Annotated in this window: 17 protein-coding genes, 1 tRNA gene and 1 other RNA gene; 8 read left to right on the top strand and 11 right to left on the bottom strand. The window is 58.6% G+C overall.

Translation table 11 applies throughout. The features are described 5' to 3' along the window. Nucleotides 1–2 precede the first annotated feature (2 nt). Together OIM11_09165 and OIM11_09160 are read right to left on the bottom strand one after the other, a co-directional pair. Nucleotides 3–1,724, bottom strand: coding sequence for a nickel-dependent hydrogenase large subunit (locus OIM11_09165; protein ID HJJ01288.1), 1,722 nt, complete (start codon nt 1,722–1,724; stop codon nt 3–5). A 2-nt stretch (nt 1,725–1,726) separates the two neighbouring features. Continuing rightward, entirely contained in the window at nt 1,727–2,989 is a 1,263-nt protein-coding gene (locus OIM11_09160) for a hydrogenase small subunit (GenBank protein ID HJJ01287.1), read from the bottom strand. Between the two features lie 216 nt (nt 2,990–3,205). Here OIM11_09160 and smpB point away from each other — a divergent pair, with 216 nt between their 5' ends. Next, nucleotides 3,206–3,670: an SsrA-binding protein SmpB gene (smpB, locus tag OIM11_09155; protein HJJ01286.1), complete on the top strand. Its 465-nt coding sequence runs from the start codon at nt 3,206–3,208 to the stop codon at nt 3,668–3,670. A gap of 99 nt (nt 3,671–3,769) precedes the next feature. Here the strand turns inward: smpB and rdgB are convergent, their stop codons facing one another. From rdgB to ssrA, 8 genes are all read right to left on the bottom strand, one after another. Next, nucleotides 3,770–4,375: an RdgB/HAM1 family non-canonical purine NTP pyrophosphatase gene (gene rdgB / locus OIM11_09150; protein HJJ01285.1), complete on the bottom strand. Its 606-nt coding sequence runs from the start codon at nt 4,373–4,375 to the stop codon at nt 3,770–3,772. A gap of 2 nt (nt 4,376–4,377) precedes the next feature. Continuing rightward, nucleotides 4,378–5,112 carry a ribonuclease PH gene (gene rph, locus OIM11_09145; GenBank protein HJJ01284.1) on the bottom strand — a complete coding sequence of 245 codons (735 nt, stop codon included), beginning with the start codon at nt 5,110–5,112 and terminating at the stop codon, nt 4,378–4,380. A 12-nt stretch (nt 5,113–5,124) separates the two neighbouring features. Further along, nucleotides 5,125–5,985, bottom strand: a complete 861-nt coding sequence (gene murI, locus OIM11_09140) for a glutamate racemase (protein HJJ01283.1) — start codon at nt 5,983–5,985, stop codon at nt 5,125–5,127. 7 nt (nt 5,986–5,992) lie between these two features. Further along, nucleotides 5,993–7,786, bottom strand: a complete 1,794-nt coding sequence (pepF, locus tag OIM11_09135; GenBank protein HJJ01282.1) for an oligoendopeptidase F — start codon at nt 7,784–7,786, stop codon at nt 5,993–5,995. A 53-nt stretch (nt 7,787–7,839) separates the two neighbouring features. Then, the gene (locus OIM11_09130) at nt 7,840–8,190 is read right to left on the bottom strand and encodes a type II toxin-antitoxin system PemK/MazF family toxin (protein ID HJJ01281.1); all 351 of its coding nucleotides are present in this window, start codon (nt 8,188–8,190) and stop codon (nt 7,840–7,842) included. Then, on the bottom strand, nt 8,187–8,495 hold the full coding sequence (locus OIM11_09125) for an AbrB/MazE/SpoVT family DNA-binding domain-containing protein (protein HJJ01280.1): 309 nt from the start codon (nt 8,493–8,495) through the stop codon (nt 8,187–8,189). The genes OIM11_09130 and OIM11_09125 overlap by 4 nt, the downstream gene beginning before the upstream one ends. A gap of 83 nt (nt 8,496–8,578) precedes the next feature. After that, nucleotides 8,579–9,334, bottom strand: a complete 756-nt coding sequence (locus OIM11_09120; protein ID HJJ01279.1) for a DNA/RNA nuclease SfsA — start codon at nt 9,332–9,334, stop codon at nt 8,579–8,581. Between the two features lie 83 nt (nt 9,335–9,417). Beyond that, nucleotides 9,418–9,798, bottom strand: a transfer-messenger RNA (tmRNA) gene (gene ssrA / locus OIM11_09115). A 200-nt stretch (nt 9,799–9,998) separates the two neighbouring features. Between ssrA and OIM11_09110 the strand changes: the two genes are divergently transcribed. Next, nucleotides 9,999–10,074: transfer RNA gene (locus tag OIM11_09110), tRNA-Thr, on the top strand. A gap of 38 nt (nt 10,075–10,112) precedes the next feature. On the opposite strand, the gene OIM11_09105 is transcribed toward OIM11_09110, so the two are convergent. Then, nucleotides 10,113–10,937: a MerR family transcriptional regulator gene (locus tag OIM11_09105; protein ID HJJ01278.1), complete on the bottom strand. Its 825-nt coding sequence runs from the start codon at nt 10,935–10,937 to the stop codon at nt 10,113–10,115. A 203-nt stretch (nt 10,938–11,140) separates the two neighbouring features. Here OIM11_09105 and OIM11_09100 point away from each other — a divergent pair, with 203 nt between their 5' ends. The 6 genes from OIM11_09100 (at nt 11,141) to OIM11_09075 (ending at nt 20,206) form a co-directional block, all read left to right on the top strand. Then, entirely contained in the window at nt 11,141–12,649 is a 1,509-nt protein-coding gene (locus OIM11_09100; protein ID HJJ01277.1) for a carboxylesterase family protein, read from the top strand. A 52-nt stretch (nt 12,650–12,701) separates the two neighbouring features. Next, complete coding sequence (locus OIM11_09095) at nt 12,702–13,994, top strand: MFS transporter (GenBank protein HJJ01276.1); 1,293 nt, start codon at nt 12,702–12,704, stop codon at nt 13,992–13,994. A gap of 96 nt (nt 13,995–14,090) precedes the next feature. Further along, nucleotides 14,091–15,293: an MFS transporter gene (locus tag OIM11_09090; GenBank protein HJJ01275.1), complete on the top strand. Its 1,203-nt coding sequence runs from the start codon at nt 14,091–14,093 to the stop codon at nt 15,291–15,293. A gap of 169 nt (nt 15,294–15,462) precedes the next feature. Continuing rightward, nucleotides 15,463–16,221, top strand: a complete 759-nt coding sequence (locus tag OIM11_09085) for a class I SAM-dependent methyltransferase (protein HJJ01274.1) — start codon at nt 15,463–15,465, stop codon at nt 16,219–16,221. A 20-nt stretch (nt 16,222–16,241) separates the two neighbouring features. After that, nucleotides 16,242–18,512 (top strand): leucine-rich repeat domain-containing protein, encoded by a 2,271-nt coding sequence (locus tag OIM11_09080; protein ID HJJ01273.1) that lies wholly within the window; start codon nt 16,242–16,244, stop codon nt 18,510–18,512. A gap of 11 nt (nt 18,513–18,523) precedes the next feature. Further along, nucleotides 18,524–20,206 carry a VWA-like domain-containing protein gene (locus OIM11_09075; GenBank protein ID HJJ01272.1) on the top strand — a complete coding sequence of 561 codons (1,683 nt, stop codon included), beginning with the start codon at nt 18,524–18,526 and terminating at the stop codon, nt 20,204–20,206. The last annotated feature ends 30 nt before the right edge of the window (nt 20,207–20,236 follow it).

The following is a 20,236-nucleotide window of genomic DNA, read 5'->3' as shown; positions in this document are numbered from 1 at the left end:
GATTATCGACCTCCCCAAGGACTCGTGTGCATCTTGAACTCGCGACCCGTCTTGGGCTCGACGATATGGACCGCGCAGGCAACGCACGGGTCATATCCGTGGACGATGCGCAGGGCGTTGATCGGAGCCTCGATGTTGGCAACAGGGGTGCCGATGAGGCCCTGCTCGATGGTGCCAGGCACGCCGTACTCGTCACGCGGAGAGATGTTCCACGTGGTGGGGACGACCTCCTGATAATGCGTGATCGTATTGCCGGAGAGGGTCTCGGTGTGGTAGAGAGCGCCACGCGGAGCCTCCCAGAAGCCCTCGCCCAGGCCCGTGTCACGGACACGCTCGGCGAACCAGGGGTTGCCCTCGACGGCGCCGGCCTCGATGAGGCCGAGGAGCTCGACGAGCTCGCCGCACCAGTCGATCATGTAGCCAGCGACAGCGGAAGCCTCGATGGGGCGGGCGGCCAGGCGGCCAAGCGCGGAGTTGAGGCCCATGATGCTGGCCGGGGTCTGCGGAAGGTTGAGGCCAGCGAGAACGGCGTTGACGCCGGCGATGATCTCCGGGTTGCCGCTCATGTAGGAGACGAGCACGCGAGCGAGCGGGCCAACCTCCATGGGCTCACCGTCGTAGCGAGGAGCCTTGGACCAGGTGTACTTGTCGTTGACGATTTCCTCGGCCTCGTTCTTGTAGTAGCCGGGGAAGGTCTCGGGGAGCTCGGTTACGCCAACCGTGGGATGCAGCGGCTCGCCGCTGTCCTTGTAGTAGGCATGCGTCGTGCCCTCGGTGATGTAGGCACCATCGAACGGCTCGAGAACCGGAGCGCCGCTCTTCATGCGGACGATGCCCGCGGGGAAGAAGCGATCTTCGAGCTCACGCGACGGACGGTCGAAGACGCCGTAGGCCATGAAGTTGCCATGCTTGTTGTTGCCGATGGTGGCAACGTCATTGAGGTAGACGCTTGCGATGGCGATGGCGTCGGGGATCATGACGTTGTCGACCCAGTCCTTGAGCTTCTTGGCACGGAACAGGATGTCATCGAGTTTCTCGACGCTCGGGTACCAGGCGGTGCCACCGGGAATCGAGGTCTGAACGTGCGGCATCTTGCCACCGATGATCGCGGAGATCTCGTCGGCAGTTGCCTGCATGTCGATGGCCTCGATGTAGTGCGCCGTGGCGATGAGGTCGACCTCGGCCGGAAGTTTGTAGGCTTCGGGTGCCAGGCCCTCCATGAACCAGCCACCGGACAACCAGGAGTACTGGCCATTCTCGGCGAACTTCGCGAGGCGATCCTTGAGCGCGGCGAAGTCGGTCTGAGCAAGACCGAGGGTCTCGCACAGGGCATAGGTCTTGTTGACGTCAGCCTCGAGTGCGTGCAGCGGGTTGACGTAGTCGAGTGCGCTCAGCTGATAGAACCACAGGATGTGGCTGTGCATGAACTGCGCACCCTCGATGAGATTGCGGACCAGACGGCCGCCCTCGGGAATCTGGATGCCGTAGGCCTCCTCAGCCGCGAAGACGGAGGTGTGGCAGTGCGAGACAGGGCAGACGCCGCAGACACGCTGGGCGAGCATGGCCGCGTCATAGGGATCGCGACCCTCGGCGATGAGCTCGAGGCCACGGAAAAGGCCGCCGGAGACCCAAGCGTCAGTGACGACGCCGTTCTCGACTTCCATCTCGACGCGCAGGTGGCCCTCGATACGATCAACCGGATCGATAATAGAATGCTTAGCCATGTTTACTTACCCTCCTCAATGTCAACGATGACCTGCTCTTCGACGACAGGTACGGTGGAGGGTTCCTTCTTGCCGTGCTTGACGTCCCACTCGCGCTCCTTCTCGAACGGAGCACCGCCCTTGGTGCGGCCCGTAGCCTTCATGCCGATACCATGGACGACGAGGGCGGCGGTCAGAAGACCGGTGACGCCGAGTGCAATCGGGGTCGGCTGGAATGCGATGCTGCCGAGCCTGAGGGTCTTGAGACGGCCCAGGAACGGGGAGTCAACGTCGATCCAGTTGCGGACCGTGACGCGCGGGTCGCCGTTGCAGCAGCCGATGCAGGGAGCACCAGAGGCGACGCACCAGCTCACGCGACGGTTCCAGCGAACCTGCGGGCAGTTGGCCTTGGTCTGCGGACCCTTGCAGCCGAGAGCGTACAGGCAGTAGCCCTTGGCCTCTTCTTCGCTGCCGAACTCGTAGACGAACTCGCCGTTCTCGAAGTGGCCGCGACGCTCGCAGTTGTCATGGATGGTCTGGCCATACATGGAGCTCGGCATGTTGAACTCGTTGAGACCGGCAACGACGGACTCGGCTCCCAGCAGCAGGTACTGAACGATGACTGCAACCAGGTTGGCGGGATTGACGGGACAAGAGGGAAGGTTGACGACAGGAGTCGATACACCATTGTCCTTGAGGTACTTCTGGATACCCTCGGCATTGCCCGGGTTGGGATATGCCGCGCAGAAACCGCCGTCGACAGCGCAGGAACCTGCGGCGATGACGGCAGCAGCGTTCTTGCAGGTGTGGAGCAGGTGGCTCTCGTGCGGAGCGCAGGTGGGGGCACCCGCGATGCGCAGAATCTCGCCATCGTAGCGGGTCATGACAGCACCCTCGATGACGACGACGTACTTGCCCTTAGCAGCCTCGATCGTCTCCTCGCGAGCTTCCTCGAGGGAGTAGCCAGCAGCGGCAGAGAGGGTCTCGGCGTAGTTGAGCGCGAGATACTCGAGGAGCAGCGTTGCCGGATCGGGGTTATCAGACTGGGCAAAAGACTCGGTGCAACCGGTGCAGGAACCAAGCTCCATCCAGATGACTGGTGCGAGGCCGCCTTGGCCCAAACCTCCGTTCGTACCGATAAGGGAGTTGCTCTCGATGGCTTCGGCAACATCGGCAGCCGTTACGCCTTCAATGCCGATTGCAGCTGCAATCGTGCCACAGAAGCCGAGAAAGGCGCGACGTGTCAAACCACGCGACTCAAGCGACTCGATAAACGAATCTTGCATAGATACCTCCATCTTCCAATCAAACTCGCCGCGCGTGCCCCTCACACGAAATCGCAGCGAAGCTATGACACCGAACCTACTATAAAGAAACCTCATTCTGTTGCAGAGATAAAACGATTCGCAAACAATTTACGGGCGGTTTTGAGCCGTAAACGGGGGATAGTATTCTAGAATGGCTTACATGACGTACGGATAAACATGACAGGCGGACGGCACGTGAAAAAGGAACGGACATATATCGCCAAGAACCGTAAGGCACTACACGATTACTTCGTCGAGGATCGCGTCGAGGCTGGCATCGTACTCACGGGCACCGAGGTTCGCTCGCTACGTGAGAACTCGGCGCAGCTGCGCGATTGCTTCATCACGATTCGCAAAGGCGAGGCCTGGCTTAACGGCGTGCACATAGCTCCTTACAGCAACGGTTCCATCTTCAACGTCGAGCCCGAGCGCCGGCGCAAGCTTCTGCTGCACAAAAAGGAGATTCTCAAGCTCGAGCAAGAGGCATCCCAGCAGGGCTATTCGCTCATCCCGCTTTCGATGTACTTCACGGAAGAGGGCCGCGTGAAGGTCGAGGTCGGCGTTTGCAAGGGCAAGAAGCTCTACGACAAGCGCGCCTCCATCAAGGAGCGCGACGCCAAGCGCGAGATCGCCCGCTCGATGAAGAACAGCAATCGATGATGCGGATGATACGGCGGGTGAGACACATTGGACAGGTACATCTGTCTCATTCGCGAATGAGACAGATGTACCTGTCCAATGTGTCTCACCCGCGTCCCGCTACCGCTTCTCGAACGCGCGGATGAAGGCGCGCAGCGCCTCGCCACGATGGGAGATAGCATCCTTTTGCTCGGAGGGCACCTCGGCTGTGGTGAGCTTGCCGTCAAAGGCATCGGCATAGAAGAGTGGGTCGTAGCCAAAGCCGTTGTTGCCGCGCTCCTCGTAGCCAATCCTTCCCTCGCAGCTACCGTGCGCCACGATTTCGGAATCGTCCGTATCGACGAAGACGAGCGTGCAGACGAAGCGCGCCGTGCGCTCGTCATCGGGCACGTCTGCCAGCAGTTCGAGCAGCTTGGCGTTGTTGTCGGCATCGGTCGCGTCTTCGCCTGCGAAGCGGCTCGAGAAGACGCCGGGTGCGCCGTCGAGCGCATCGACGACCAGCCCGCTGTCATCGGCAAGCGCAGGAAGTCCCGTATTGTCACGCGCAGCCAGTGCCTTGATGCGGGCATTGCCCTCGAAGTCATCGGCATCCTCCACGGGCTCCGGATACGTGCCGCAGTCCTTGAGGCTCACGAATTCCCAACCCGTCACCGGTGTGAGCATGCGAGAAATCTCATCGAGCTTATGGGCGTTGTTCGTCGCGATAACGACTTTCTTCGTAGCCATGCCTATTCCTCCAAGGCTCTTCTTTGGTCTGCGAGCAGCTCCTCAATGCCAACGGTCGCAACGTCGAGCATCTTGTTGAGCTTGCTGCGATCGAAGGAGCACTGCTCACCCGTGCCCTGGACCTCGATAATCTCGCCGCGCGCGTTCATGATGAGGTTGAGGTCGACCTCGGCGCGCGAGTCTTCCTGATAGTCGAGGTCGAGCAGGATGCGTCCGTCCACCTGGCCGACGCTGATGGCGGCGACCTGGTCGATGATGGGGCTCGTCTTGATCTTGCCGGCGTTCTGCCACATCTCGAGCGCGTCGTGCAGCGCGACCCACGCCCCCGTGATGGCCGCCGTGCGCGTACCGCCGTCCGCCTGCAGCACGTCGCAGTCAACGGTGAAGGTGACCTCGCCGCCCAAGCCGGTCATATCGACTGCCGAGCGCAGGCTGCGTCCGATGAGGCGCTCGATCTCCATGCTGCGCCCGCGTCGCGTAAGATGCTCGCGCGACGTGCGCTTGGCAGTTGATGCCGGAAGCATTGCGTACTCGGCGGTTATCCAGCCGGCACCGGCGCCTTTGCGCCACGCCTTGACACGCTCCTCGATGCTGACCGCACACAAGACCTTAGTCGCGCCCGTCTCGATGAGGCACGAGCCGGGGACGTTATCGAGAAAGTGCCGCGTGATCTTAGTGGGGCGCTTCTCTTCGGGGCCGCGCCCATAGGAGCGTCCCAAACCGATATTGACCGTCATGTTCTCTCCTGTCTAGAGTTCGTTGACACCCACATAGGTAAGGTCCTCGATAGGCTGGCCGAAGATATGCCCGCCGATGGTACGAAAATCGTCCAAATCCTCACCCGTGGTATAGAAACTGCTATGTTGCGGTATCGAGCCGTCGGCCAGATGACCACGATAGGAAAGCGTCTCGACAACCTCCTTGGCTGTCTCCTCCGACGAGGAAATGATGGAGACGTTTTCGCCCACGGCCTGTTGAATAAGCGGGGCAAGCACCGGGTAGTGCGTGCAGCCTAGGACAAGCGTGTCGACGCCGGCCTTCTTGATGGGATCGAGATAATCGCGCGCGATCGTCTGGAATGCCGGGCGCAGGTACACGTCACTCGCCTCGGCTGTGAGCCGCTCGATGGGGCTATTGGAGCGACGGATACCGTCCTCGACAATTTCGACGAAGCGCGGCGTTGCCGTGGAAAACGCGGTCACTCCAGCGTCGAGATTGCGAATCGTGTCCGGATAGATACCCGAATCAATCGTCGCCTGCGTAGCAATGACACCCACGCGGCGGTTGCGCGTCATGCGAACAGCCCCGCGCGCTCCCGGCTCGACCACGCCGATGACCGGCACGTCGAACTCCATCTGCGCAAGCGCCAGCCCGGCCGCGGTTGCCGTGTTGCAGGCGATGATGATGAGCTTGACGTCGTGCTGGGAAAGCCAGCTGCCGATCTGATGCACGAAACCACGCACTTCACGAAGGTCACGCGGGCCGTACGGGCAGCGTGCCGTATCGCCGAAGAAGATGAGCGACTCCTGCGGCAAGCGCTCGTGGACGGCGCGCGCGACGGTGAGGCCACCAAAGCCGGAATCGAATATGCCAATCGGGGCGTTGTTCATAACCCCGTTATCTTAGCGCATCGGCTAGCTCATCGATAAGCTCATCGAAATAGGCGAGCGCCGCCGCCGTCGGCTCGGGCGTAGTCATGTCGACACCCGCACCCTTGAGAAGCTCGATGGGCGTTTTGCTTGAGCCGCCGGACAAGAAGCCAAGATAGTCGGCCACGGCGGGAGCGCCCTCATTGAGGATGCGGTTCGACAGCGCAATGGCGGCAGAGAAACCCGTCGCGTATTGATACACGTAATACTGGTAGTAAAAATGCGGGATACGTGCCCACTCGACGGCAATCTCGTCATCGACAACAATGTCCGGGCCATAGTAGCTGGCGTTTAGTTCGCGGTAGATCTCGCCCAATGCCTCGGCAGTGATGCCCTCGCCTCGGGCGGCGATTTCGTTGAAGGCCAGCTCGAACTCGGCGAACATCGTCTGGCGGTACAGCGTGCCCTTGAACTGCTCGAGGAAGTGATTGAGGATGTAGGCGCGCTCGCGCGGATTGGTCCTCGTCTTGAGTAGGTGCTGTGTGAGCAGGGCCTCGTTGACCGTCGAGGCGACCTCGGCGACGAATATCACGTAATCGGAATAGACGGCCGGCTGGGTCTTGCAGCTCAGATAGGTGTGGATGGAATGGCCCATCTCGTGAATGAGCGTGAACACGTCATCGAGCTTGCCCTGGAAGTTCAGAAGGATGACCGGATGCATGCCGTATCCACCGGCGGAATACGCGCCGCTGCGTTTGCCGGGCGTCTCATACACGTCAATCCAGCGCTGGGACAGGCCCTCGCGCACAATCTGCAGGTACTCCTCGCCCATGGGTTCGAGTGCTTCGAGGATGAGCTCGCATGCCTCCTCGTACGTGAAGCTCATGTCGACGTCTTCGACGATGGGCACGTAGAGGTCGTAGAAGTGCAGCTCGTCGACGCCGAGCACCTGCTTGCGCAGCTCGACGTACTTGTGCATGGGCGCGAAGTGCTCGTGTACGCATGAGATGAGGTTGGTGTAGACCGCAGTGGGCACCTCGTTCTGGTCGAGGCAGTACTCGAGCGAGCTCGGGTACTTGCGCGCGTCCGTGTAGAACTTGAGCTGCTTGGCTTGAGCGCCGAGCGTTGCCGCGGCGGTGTTGCGGAACTGCTCGTAGGCCGCGTATAGCGAGGCGTAGGCGGATCGACGCAGCTCGCGGTCGTCCGACATCATGAGCGGCACGTAGCTGCCGTGCGTGACGGGATGAGCCTCGCCCTGCGCGTCGATGGCGTCCTCGAACCTGAGGTCGGCGTCGTTGAAGAGCGAGAAGATGTGCTCGGGTTGCATGGCCATCTCCTGCGAGCGGGCAAGCAGCTCTTCCTCGGCATCGCCAAGTATGTGGCCACGTTGGCGAAAGACGACATCCAGGGCGCGGCGGTAGAGCTCGAGCTCAGGGCAGCTCGCGAAGAACTGCTCCATCTGCGCATCGTCGAGCTTGAGCAGTTCGGGCGAAAACCAGCTCGTCGCGCTCGAGACCTCCGTGTAGACGGAGATGACCTGCGCGGAGTAGTCCTGGTAGGTGGCGTTGCGCGTGTCCTCGTCGAGCTTGCGTTGCGCGTAGTTCACGAGCTTGCCGAGCTCGACGCCCGCCTCGTCGCTCAGTCGCAGGTAGGCGAGCAGGTCGTTGGCCGATTGCGATATCGCGCCGCGATACGCCGCGAGCTTGGCCGCATAGCCTCTCGCCTCGTTGAGAGCGGCGAGGAATGTCTCGTCATCCGCGTAGATGCTGGAGAGGTCCCAGCGATAGCGCTCTTCGATTTCGTCACGTGATTCGTATGCCATGAATTCACCGCTTTCTTGGGTTTAGATGTTAAGGGGTATTGCGCTGGTGCTGTCTACTGCTCTTCGAGCCCGAGGACAATCAGAACATGGGCGAGCACTTCCGAAAGGGTTTCGTCGTCCACTGCTCCGACGCGCTCGACTGAGTTGATGTTTCCTCTTGCCTCGAGGTCCATCGCACGAATCGCCTCGCATTGGACGAAGCCGTGGATGGGATTGTCGTCGGCGATGCGCACGTGGAGCGGATAGCCGTTGTCAACGGAGGTGACGGGAGCAAGCAGAGTGAGCGTGCACATGCTGTTGACGCGCCAGGGGCTGAGCACGATAGCGTAATGGCGACTTGCGGGCTCGTGACCGTGGGAGGGATTGAAGTTTAGCGAGACAATGTCGCCCTGTTCGCATATCATCGAGTCCACGCCTCCAGTTCGGCACCTACCATGTCATCATCGGGCCAGGCGGGGGCGGAATCTTGCTCATGAGGCTCATAGCCAGCGAACAGCGCGTCGAACGTGACGCCGCGCTTGGGGCGCACGCTGCGATGCGCTTTTCCGGCCGGGACGATTTCGATGTTGTTGCGCTCGTTTACGACGAGCTCAACGTCATCGCCTGATAAAAGGCCGACCGCACGCAATATGGCGCAGGGAATTCTTACGGCATCGGAATTGCCCCATGTCGAAATCTTTGTTTGCGGTTTGCTTGGCACCGTAATCATCGCCATCACATCCTTTGGGCTTTGCTGGCAGAGATAGTATATACCTTATGTATATACTCCTCAACACTTGCGCCTTCGTCGCGCTACCACTCCTCCATGCGATGGACACCCTTGAACCTCACGCCTGCGGGGCTTACCTTGAAGTCTGCCTGCCAAAGCTCGACGCCAGCTGCGGAGCAGGCATCCACGGTGCTCATCACCTCATCGTAGGTGGTGCCGCGGTAGTAGCGAAAGCCGAAGTTGTCGTAGTAGAGGCAGTACAGGATGACTGCCCGCTCGTGGTCTTCGAGGCTCGCGGCGAGCTCACGCAAGTGGCGCATGGCGCGATCCGTGGAATTGAAGGGCGCCTCCGGCAGATGAGGCACGTAAGTGGGCACGTCGGCCTGAATCTGCACGAGCGGCGTCTTGACCTCGAGATATAGTTCGTCATTGACAAGGAAGTCCAGGCGCGAGTCACCGAGTGAGACCTCGCGACGCAGGGCATGCACCGGACCCGTGACCTTAGCAAGGGCGCCGCGCTCGAGGAAATGCTCCACGTGGCGATTGGAGGCGTTCTGGTTGATGCCGATCCAGGGCTTGGCGTCATCTTCGGGGCGTGCCAGCGAGAACGCTTCGACGGTGCGAGCGAACTTGCGCTTGGGGTTATGGCTGTCCGAAACGAGGCAGGGCCTGCCGGCCAGGTCCAAGCCGCCGATGCGCGAGACCACGGGGCAATGACAGCGCAGCTCCTCGCCATCTAATTCGATATCCATGATGAAGCGGTTGGGGCGTGCGAGGATGATTCCCTCCCGAAGAGGTTCGGAAAAGGCATGAAAACGGTTGCCTTCCTTCTCGGACACGGCAATCCTCCTATGATGATGTGACTTGGGTTGAAATGACGGCAAGCCGCGAACGAATCCGCAGCTTGCCGGGTTCATTGTGTTGGTGGAGGTGCGGAGAATCGAACTCCGGTCCACGATAATCCTGCGAAAGGTGTCTCCAAGCTCAGTCGATGTTCGGTAGGAAGCTAGCTGGTACACCGACAAACCTGCCAGCTTCCTGTCGGTTCGATCTTAGCCCGGGGCATACCGACTACGTCCCCGGGAGCAGCCCCCTTTAAATGATCCCGTGCAGACGCCAGAGGCTTAGCAACTGGTTGGGAGGGCTGAACCTAAATTAGGCAGCCAGGGCGACAGGCTGAGCCTGTGCACCCTTGAAAGAAACAACTTTGCCAGTTAATTGGCTTTACCCCTGTTTAACGTGGCGAGGAGACCACGGCCTGCTGCCCTTCGCTCAAACTATCCTGTCGAAACCAGTCACCCCCAGTTTCAAACCCTTTTCAAGGAACGCCCGCTCAAGCGGGTTTCCCAGTATACGCCCCGCTCAATGGGACTTCAAGCAACGGGAATGAGACAAATGCTCAGTCTTACTGTCTCATTATCACGATTCTGCAACCGCCACCGAACTTCTTCCCACAAGCGCATGTAAGTCTGTTAGACTTTGCAACTGCGCGATACGCGCCAGGCCGATGTAGCTCAGCTGGTAGAGCACCGCACTCGTAATGCGGGGGTCAAGAGTTCGAGTCTCTTCGTCGGCACCACCAAAACCCAGGGCCAGCTGCTTCCTGCAGCTGGTCTTCTATCTTTGTGTCACTTTCTGCTCGAGCGTCTGAATGTATTCACTTGGATTATCGGAAATGTACTCGTGCACATGCCAGAATTCGATGGGGCTGCCATCGGGTATCAAGCGGTTCTTCTCCATGTGCTGGCATAGTTTTTTGTACATATGAGGCGTCTTTGCCGCGCCACCGGAAAAGGTGACGCAAACGTAGTCTCCAGCCGGGAAGCTATCTTCCGAGGAAAATGATGGCGAAGCAGAGTACATGAAGACTTCGCTAGACGAATAGTTGCCCTCGTCGTCGACCTGTTCGGTGTTGAGCAAAAAACAGGGAATGCTGTGAAACGCGTCGATTGGGAAGCCAAGCTCATGTGCCTTTAGAGCGACTGCGAGGGGTATTACGTTTGAGTTGCCGTGAAATGACCCGACGTTCAGGTATGGGCGTTCGGGATATGATTTGAGCGTGATAGTCTCGTTTGGTGCCGCATGAATAGACCGCGCGAGTTCGAGCAAACAGGACTCCACCTTCTTACGCTTTTTGGTCAAGGTATCAATCTGTGCGGTCAGCTTGCCTGCCTCCAGGGCGATGAGGTCAAGGCTCTTCGAGAGGCTATGATTATCAAAGAGTTCCTTGATTTGCGCGAGCGTGAAGTCCATCTCGAGTAGTGACGATATGATATTGAGTCGGCTGAAATCCTGCGCTTGATACTGACGATAGCCGTTCTTCGGGTTGCGCGAGGGGACGACAAGCCCTATTTCCTCGTAATAGCGAAGTGTATCGATGCTGATGCGATAGAGCGTCGCCGTTTGTTTGATGCTATAGGTGTAGGATAAGGGCTCTTCCATGGTTTCCTTGATTGAATTTGCAGACTGAATAACCTTTGGGTTGACCCAAAGGTTATTGTACGCTTTTTGAGTCACCCTGAATCGAAAAATCATAAAACACAAGTTCAAAGATCTGCAATTTACTCGAAATAATCCCTTGACCCCGGTTCTTGTCCTGACCTTACGATGTTCCCGCCAACTCGAGCTATGGAGGGAGCAGCAATATGAGCGTCAAAACTGCTACGGGAGTAATTGAGGGAGCAGAACTCGACAACGGAGTCGAAGCATTCCTTGGGATTCCCTATGCACAGCCGCCGGTAGGTGATTTGCGCTGGAAACCGCCAGTGGCTTTGGGCCCATCGGACCAGGTGATTCGATGCGATGAATTCGGCGCATCGGCCATGCAGTTCGAGGATCCGGTGGAACCGGCATCACTTCATCGTCAGAGCGAGGATTGCCTGACTCTCAACGTGTGGCGTCCTGCGGGACACGATTCTGTATGCGACGAGGTGCTTCCCGTCATGGTGTACATCCACGGTGGCGCCTACTTCAGCGGCGGGTCGGCCGATCCGCTCTACAACGGAGCCAACTTCGTGGCTGAGCATCCGGTCATCATGGTTAGCCTGAACTACCGCATCAACCTCTTTGGATCTTTGTGTCTCGATGTTCTGCCTGGTGGCGAAGCCTACAGGGAGGCGGGCTATCTCAATATCCTTGACCAGATATGCGCTCTAAAATGGATAAACGATAACATTGCCGCCTTCGGAGGGGATCCGGACACCATCACGCTGTTTGGCGAATCGGCTGGATCGTCGAGTGCGGCGCTTCTTTCCGTATGCCCGGCAGCGAAAGGCCTGTTCCGACGCGTCATCATGGAATCCGGTCCCATCGACCTCTACAAGACTCCAGAAAAGGGAGCCCCCTACGCCCGGGAACTTATGGAGATTCTTGATTGCACGAACGTAGAACAAATGGTGGCGAAGAGCGCTGACGAGCTCATCGAAGCCATGCAGGTGCTCTGTGATCGTCATCCATTCGAGGTGTCGCTCACATATGCTCCGGTCTGCGATGGAACGCTTCTTCCGCGCAAGCCCATGAAGGCATGGAAGGAAGGTGCTGCCAAGGACATACAGTTCATGATTGGCAGCACTGAAGACGAGTTCAACTACTTCAAGTTCTATTTCAAGCCAGAGGACATGCCTGCGTTTTGGGGCGGACAGACGCCATTTCACTTCGATGGCGAGCTGGACATACGCGACTGGGAAAAGGTCTTTGTCGAGGCATATCCGGAGCTTGACCTCATCGAGAACTACATCGAGTTCATGAACCAAACCGGATTTCGCGTGATGGGCGATTACATGGCCGAGATGCAGTCAGCATATAACCTGGTCTATGACTATTTGTTCCGATACAAATCGACCATCGAGGGTATGGGATCGTGCCATGCCATAGAGGTCCCCTTTGTCTTGAACAACTTGGATACGCCCAACGGTCTCGAATTCACGGGTCCTAATCCGCCTGAGCACCTATCCCATGAAATGAGCGCGTGCTGGTATTCGTTTGCCAAGCGCGGTGTTCCCGTCATGCCCGATGGCAGGCCCTGGCTCCCCTATACCGCCGAGTTCCACGCTGCCATGGTGATTGACGAGAAGGCATGGATTCAGGAACGCGACATCAACGAGAAGAACAACGCCCTATTCCGCGGAATGTGCGACGTTCTCATAAACGAGTAGGCAATCGGCGCCCACGGGGAGGCGTCGTAAGTGATGAAAAAGGAGGTTCATCATGGCAGGGACAAATAAATTGCCTGGCTATCGCTGGGTGGTACTGCTCGTCGTGTGCCTGATTTGCTTCATGGCAAATTACATGCAGTACCAGATATCCGCCTGGGGTGTCGAGGTGATGGATATCAATCAGATTGATGTGGCCGGCCTTACGAGCATGATGCTGTTGCCGATGATGGCTGGTGTCGTTTTGTCGATTCCCGCTGGTGCACTGGCAGATAAGTACGGCGTGAAGAACGTCGTGACGGTGGGCATGATCGTGGCGGTAATCGGTGGCTACATCCGTACGTTCATGATTGGCAATTATCCGGTTCAGATGGTCGCGATGTTCACGCTCGGTTTTGGCATCGCCATGCTAAACGCGAACATGACGAAGATATTCGGCGTGTGGTTTAAGCAGCAGACGAGTCTTGCCGTCGGCATTTACTATGCGGCATCATGCACGGCTATCGTACTCGCCCAGGCATGCTCCACCATGTTTGGCACCATGTTCATGTCGTTCCTTGTCGCTGCGATTGCCCTAACGGTGGTTGCTGCGATGTGGATTATCCTCATGCGCAACGTTCCCGTCGGCGAGGAGCTGCCTCCTGCCGAGCCAATCACTAAATATCTGGGTGTTGCCATAAAGAACCGCAACGTTTGGTTTATCGCCATCGCGTACGGACTGACCCTGGGCACGACAACGCAGTTCTGCTCCATCTTGCCCAGCGCCCTTGAGCTCGGTATGGGCATCGAGATGCAGACTGCCGGAACGATGGCATCTGTTATCACGATAGGCAGCTTCTTTGCCTGCTTCGCAGCTCCCGCATGGGTCATGTGGCGCGGCAAGAACAAGCCGTTCCTCATCTGGAGCACCATACTTGGTGCCGTCGTCATGGGCGTGAACTGGTTTGTTCCGCTCGGTCCGGCAATGTGGACCGTCCTCATCCTCAATGGCTTCTTCAGCGCGCTTTCCGGTCCCGTTATCGAGGCGATGATCCCCATGCTGCCCGGCATCGGCACCAAGTACGCCGGCAGTGCCGGTGGCCTCAATACCACTATCGGCGTGCTCATGGCCTATTTCATCCCCATCATCATTGCTGCTTGCTGCGGCGACAACTGGGTATTGAACTTGCTGGTGTGCGCTGCTCTGTTTGCGGCGAGCCTCATCCCCATCCTCTTCCTTCCCGAGACTGGTAAAAATGGCAAGCTCGCAAAGGAAGGCAAGCTGGGGCTTCCCGGTGAGGACTTGGGCGACGGCGACGCGAAGGTCGGCGTCAACGAGTTTCCCGGTGAGGCAAACGAACTGAAATAGAAAAGCCCTCGCGGAAATAGCCGCGTAAGCGGAGTAAAAGCCGGCAAGCCCGTTCTCTAGGCGCTTGCCGGCGAGCCTGCTAGAACGGGAGCAGCCATGGATGAAGACAGAAGACGGCCATACTGCTTCGTGATACTTGCGCTGGCATGTGCCCTTGCTTTCATGGGAAATTATCTGCAGTATCAGATTTCTGCGCTCGCTGTCGGGATCATGGAAGTTCTAACCATTGATACCGCAGGGTTCCAGCTTCTTTTTCTCATTCCGATGCTTGCCGCCGTTTTCTTTAGCATTCCCTTCGGCGTGCTGGGTGATAAGTTTGGTCCGAAACGCGTGGTGGGAATTGCATTTCTCATCGCGCTGCTCGGCGGCGTAATCAGACTCGCCGACCTTTCGAACTTTCCTCTGCAGCTTGTCTCCATGTTCTGCGTGGGTATCGGTATGACGGCACTTACGGCGAACAACGCCAAGACTCTCGGGCTGTGGTTTGGACGGCACACCGACTTCGCTATGGGCTTCTACTACGCGTTTTCATGTCTGGGCATATCGGCCTCGCAGGCGACAGCAGGTCTTGCCGGTTCCATCGAGGGCAGTTTCCTCATGGGAGATATCGCCCTTGCAGCCATTGTCGTTTTGTGGTGGGTTCTTGACCGCAATGTTCCTAAAGGCGTGCCCCTGCCCGAGAATGCTGCATCTGCTCCCGCGTTCGGTCGTGCCGCCAAGAACAAGGACGTCTGGCTCATTGCCCTATGTGCTGGACTGACACTGGCGGCTACTACGGGATTTGCGGGAATACTTCCTCAGGCTCTCGAACTCGATCGTGGCTTGAATACGCTGGCAGCAGGCCAGATGGCATCCCTTTTGACGCTCGCGAGCATGGTTGGCTGCATTGTCACTCCCTTCTTATGCTCGCGCTTTCCATCGACGCGCGGCTATCTTGTATGCATGGGCGTGGTCGGAACCCTGGTCATGCTCGCAACGTGGATGATGCCGGGGAACGGCGTCTCTCTCCTTGCGGTACTTTTGCTCAATGGTTTCACGACGAGCCTGCTTGGTCCGGTCATCCAGGCGCTTCCAGTCATCCTGCCCAAGATCGGACCGCGCTATGCCGGGAGCGCCGGCGGAATAATAGCCGAGGTGAGCCTGCTGCTGTCATTCGCGTTGCCTATAGCCGTATCCGCCATTGCCGGAGCAGACTACGGATTGAACTTCACGATATTCAGTTGCATCTATGGTTCTGCTCTTGTTTTCGTCATTCTGCTGCCGAAATTCTCCAACAAGGCTGGTGGAGACTCCGTCTAAGGCCTTCCGCGCGCCTAGTGCCACGATGTCTGCGACATATGATTACGGATACGCTCATCCCCCAGCTTACAAATTGAGCATGCGGCAGGATGATGGTCGCGTACAATAATGAGTCACCCTGCAAAACCCAGGGCCCGCGTCGCGGGCCTTTTTCTTCTAGGAGGCATCTATGGCGTTCACGCTCGACGATCTTGCGGCATATTACGCGCAGCTTCCCGAGGCAGGTGGCCTCGATAGTCGCTGCGAGATGTTCGTTCCCGGCGGCTTGAACGATCAGACCGTCCTCGACTTGGCATGCCGCCGCGGCAAGGGCGCCTACAAGCTCTCTGATCACGTGGGTCCGGCCGGCCATGTCATCGGCATCGATTGGCGCAAGCCCTTCATCGAGCGCGCCCGCGAGGGTGAGGCTCATGCAGTCGAGAGGAACAAGCTCACCAAGAGCAACATGGAATTCGTCGTCGCCTATCCTGAGATGATCGACCAGATCGGCATCGAGGAGGGCAGCCTCGATTACGTCTATGTCAACAGCGCTCTCAACCTTTTCTACGATCCGGCGTACGTCATCAAGCTCATCGGCCGCCTGCTCGTGCCGGGCGGCAAGCTCGTGTGCCAGACGGTGCTCGCCACGACACCGCGCGACAAGAAGGTCATCGCCGAAGCGTGCGCAATCGGAAACGTCGTCCAGGCGGCCCCGAATCGCAAGAACTTCGCGCTCTGGCTGCATAACGCCGGTATGGACATGCCCACCTACGAGACGCTCGAGGCGCGTCCCATCCAGCCCTGCGACGCCGTGGCCGCAGACGGGCAGGCGCCCATTGTCGAGACGGACGAGGAGGCGCGCTTCACGAGCTGCGTCGTGAACGTCGAGAAGCTCGGTGGCTTCGACTACCAGGCCTTCCTGCTCAAGGACATGAGCGATTTTCGCTAGAGATGGGCTGGGGTAGGGAAATGCCGGTTATGACTGGTGGCCTTGACGCCGAAGGCGACGAGGAGTTCTCGAGAATCAAGGAAGTGGCTGTCGTGGCTCTGAGCGATGGATTGAGAAGCGTCGAGGAAGTCGAGCGCATGCAGGAGATCTTCGCGCGCAACCACGACGAACACGAGCGTCTCGTTCGCGAGGATGCGGCTGCGTGCTCGGAGGAGCGCGCGCTCATGCTCGATGACGGTACGCTGTGGGAGTACGTGACCGTGCATGACGAGTACGTGCGCATCATCGGCTGCAAGACCGATGCCACCACGCTCGAGATTCCCGCCACCATCGAGGACAAACCGGTGGCCGAGCTAGCCGTCGATGCGTGCTCGTATCTCGAATCGGTGCGCGAGATCATCTGCTCGCCGCAGATCGAGAAGATCGGCAACTGCGCGTTTCGCTCGTGCATGAAGCTCGAGCGCCTCGTCTTACCCCGCAACGTCGAGACCTATGACTCGTCGTGGGTTCGCGGTTGTCGTGAGCTCGCGGAGCTCGTCTTGCCCGGCATGCTCGCGCGCGTCACTTCGAGCATCTTCGACGAGGGCCAGCTACGCGCCCTTGTCATCGGGTTTGGCACCTATGACTTTGCGCCTGGGCTCTTCGCGCAGGGAGCACTCGAGCAGATTAGCATCGACGATGAGAATCCCTACATAACGACCGACGGGCAAGCCATTTTCGCGCACGAAGGCACGCATTTGCGCGTGTTGGCGCTGTCTTGCGAGCGCTACGCCGTGCCAGATGGCTGCGAGGTCATCGAGAAGAAGGCCTTTGCGAATCGCTCCGAGCTCTACGAAGTCGAGCTCCCCGACACCATCACCACGATCGAGGACTACGCGTTCTCCTATTCGGGTCTCGAGAGCTTTACGTCTCCGCGCGACCTGCGCACCATCGGCGAGCGCGTCTTCTTCCGCTGCCGCAAGCTCACCCAGGTCACCCTCGACGAAGGGCTCGTGTCCATCGGCGACGACGCGTTCACCGGGACGGGTATCGAGACCTTGCGCGTGCCCGCGACGCTCGAGACGCTGGGCAATAGCATCGCGGCCGACACCAAGCTCGGCTTCTCCGGGGATGATGCGGGCTTTTCCATCGCCGCAGGTGGCATTCTCGAAATCGACCGCGAGGGCGGCCTGTACCGCAACACGCCCGAGGGCAAGCACTTCGTGCATCTGCTCGATGACAAGGCACGTGAGTACGCGGTGCAGCCCGGCACGATCGAAATCGAGCCGCATGCCTTCGCGCATCATGCGCACGTCACGAAGGTCACGCTGCCCGTGGGCTTGCTGCGCATCGGGGATGCGGCGTTTCGCGATTGCCACGAGCTTGCCATCGCCGACTTTCCCTCGACGCTCGAGGAGGTGGGCGACGAGGCCTTCCTCGACACCTCGCTTTCGCGCGCCTTCATTCCCCGCAAGCTGAAGCGCCTTGGCAACACCGCGCTCATCACGCATGGCGCGCACAACGGTGACGAGGCCCCTTCCCTCACGAGCATCGGCGTCGAGGAGGGCAACGAGCGCTTCTATTCCGTCCCCGGGCTGCTCATCGAGCGCCATGATGAGGGTGGCTCGCACGTCGTCGTCTATGCCGATGGCGTTGAAAGCGTGAGGATTCCCGAGGATGTGAGTGCCATCGATCCCTATGCCTTTGGCGGCGCTCGTCATCTGCGTGAGCTGTTCCTGAGCGATCGCATTCGGCACGTCGGCATGCGCGGATTGAGCCTCGATTGCTTTGTGGAGCACTTCCACATCGATCTGGACGAGCCCCATGAGGGCCATGCAAGCTTCGATTTCTACTTTCCAGATGCCCCGCGTAGCGCGCACGAAATCCAGCTCGCGTTTAACCTGAGCAGCTCGGTCGACCTGGCGCGCATTTTCAAGCACTACGACAGCGCGATTGTCAACATGCACGAATTCGACAAGAAGACGAGTGGTGCGCACGATGATTTCGACGTATACGGGCAGGCCAAACTCGCGATAGAGCGCCTGGCTGATCCCATCCTCATGAGCAGCACCAACAAGATTATGCTCACGCAAGTCCTTACCAAAAACCTTGAGGAAGTGTGCGAGGCGATTACGCGCCATGACGATCGCACGGCAATTGACGAGCTTCTTGAATTGGAGATTCTGAACAAGGATAATCTGCTTGATGTCATTGACCACATCGGCAAGCTTCAAGATGCGGCAATGACGGGATACCTTCTTGAGATAAAACGGCGGCTGTTCCAACGAAGCGCCGTGGACTTCGACTTGTAAGGGGACGCGGCGTGGCGCACATTACCGACGAGAAGACCGAGCGCTTCAATCGGGCTGCGCGTCTCGCCACCGATATCATCGAGGAATGTCGCGTCCAGCTCATGCTCAAGTTCCGCTTTCTCGACCTTGCGTTATGGCGCATGGAGCTCGTTCCCGTGCACGCGCATGCCCGCTATCCGCTCTCGACGGACGGCAAGAACATCTATTTTGAACCTTACAGCGTGTTGGCGCGCTTTGGAGAGTCCTTCGACGAGGCGGTGCGTGATTACCTGCACCTGGTCCTGCACTGCATTTTTCGCCATCCGTACAATCGCGACTATCTACGCAACCGGGAGGCATGGTCGCTAGCCTGCGACGTCATTGTCGAAAGCGTTGCCATGGAGATGTGCGCGACGCGCTTCACGAGCGAGCAGGATGCGGACCGCGAGCAATATCTCTCGCAGGTAAGGCAGACCGTGGGCACGCTCATGCCGGCCAAGCTCTACCACCTGTTCGACCGCATCATGAAGAATCCGGAGGGGACGAGCTACTTCAACTACTCGAAGAGCAACATCGTCGAGATGCAGGCACTGTTCGAACGCGACAACCATGAGTCGTGGCCAGCCTTCAATGACCAGGAGGGCGAAGAAAAGCCTGGTGATATCGAGGAGATCGGCGAGGAGGACGACAACGCCGACGAGGTGGCGGATACGAGTGACCAGAGCCTGCAGTCGACGAGCGATATGGACATGAGCCAGTCCGACCCCTCCTCCGACCAGAAACAAGAAGGTCAGGATGATGGTGATGACGAGCAGGCTTCCGAAGACGACGATGCCGAGGACGCGAGCTCTAACGTCGATGGCTCGGGGCTCGATACGAGCGATGACGAGCTTGAGGGTTCGAGCAGCGAGATTGACACGGAGCAGCAGGTCAACGACGAGACCGCTCACGAGGAAAAGGAGTGGGAGGAGATCAGCCGTCAGATCGAGATGAACCTCGAGACCTTCTCCAAGGAATGGGGCGACGAGGCGCGTGATCTCATCTCGAGTTTGGCTATCGCCAACCGCAAGACCTACGACTACAGCGATTTCCTGCGTCGTTTCGCGACAGTGCACGAGGACATGCGCATCAATGACGATGAGTTCGATTACATCTTCTACACCTACGGGCTGGAACTCTACGGCAATATGCCACTTGTCGAGCCGCTTGAGTACAAGGAGACGAAGAGCGTGCGTGACTTCGTCATCGCCATCGATACCTCCGAGTCTGTGAGCGGCGATCTTTGCAAGCGTTTCATCGAGCACACCTTTGACATTCTCATGAACTCCGAGGAATTCGGTACCAAGGTGAACATCCACATCATCCAATGCGATGCGCGCGTGCAATCTGACACCAAGATCACGAACCCCGAGCAGCTCAAGGACTACCTCGCCAACTTCTATGTGCGAGGCTTCGGCGGCACCGATTTCAGACCGGTCTTCGACTATGTGTCCGACTTGCAAGACCGCGGAGAGCTCGAAAACTTGCAGGGGCTTTTGTACTTTACGGACGGTTTGGGCTATTACCCCGACAAGATGCCACCGTATGACGTGGCGTTCGTCTTCATCGACAACGGCGAAACGCATCTGCCAAGTGTGCCGCCGTGGGCCATGCGCGTCGTGATAGATGAGGACGGCATCAACCGATTCAAGAGCGCCGAGCGCGCCTATTCGTGATAAGACGGTCTCGAAGAAAGGATCAAGGCC

The sequence above is a fragment of the Coriobacteriaceae bacterium genome (genome assembly GCA_025992705.1).
In the GTDB taxonomy this organism is placed as follows: Bacteria; Actinomycetota; Coriobacteriia; order Coriobacteriales; family QAMH01; genus QAMH01.
Note: the sequence above shows the minus strand (reverse complement) of the source record. Positions and strands in the feature narration are given on the sequence as shown.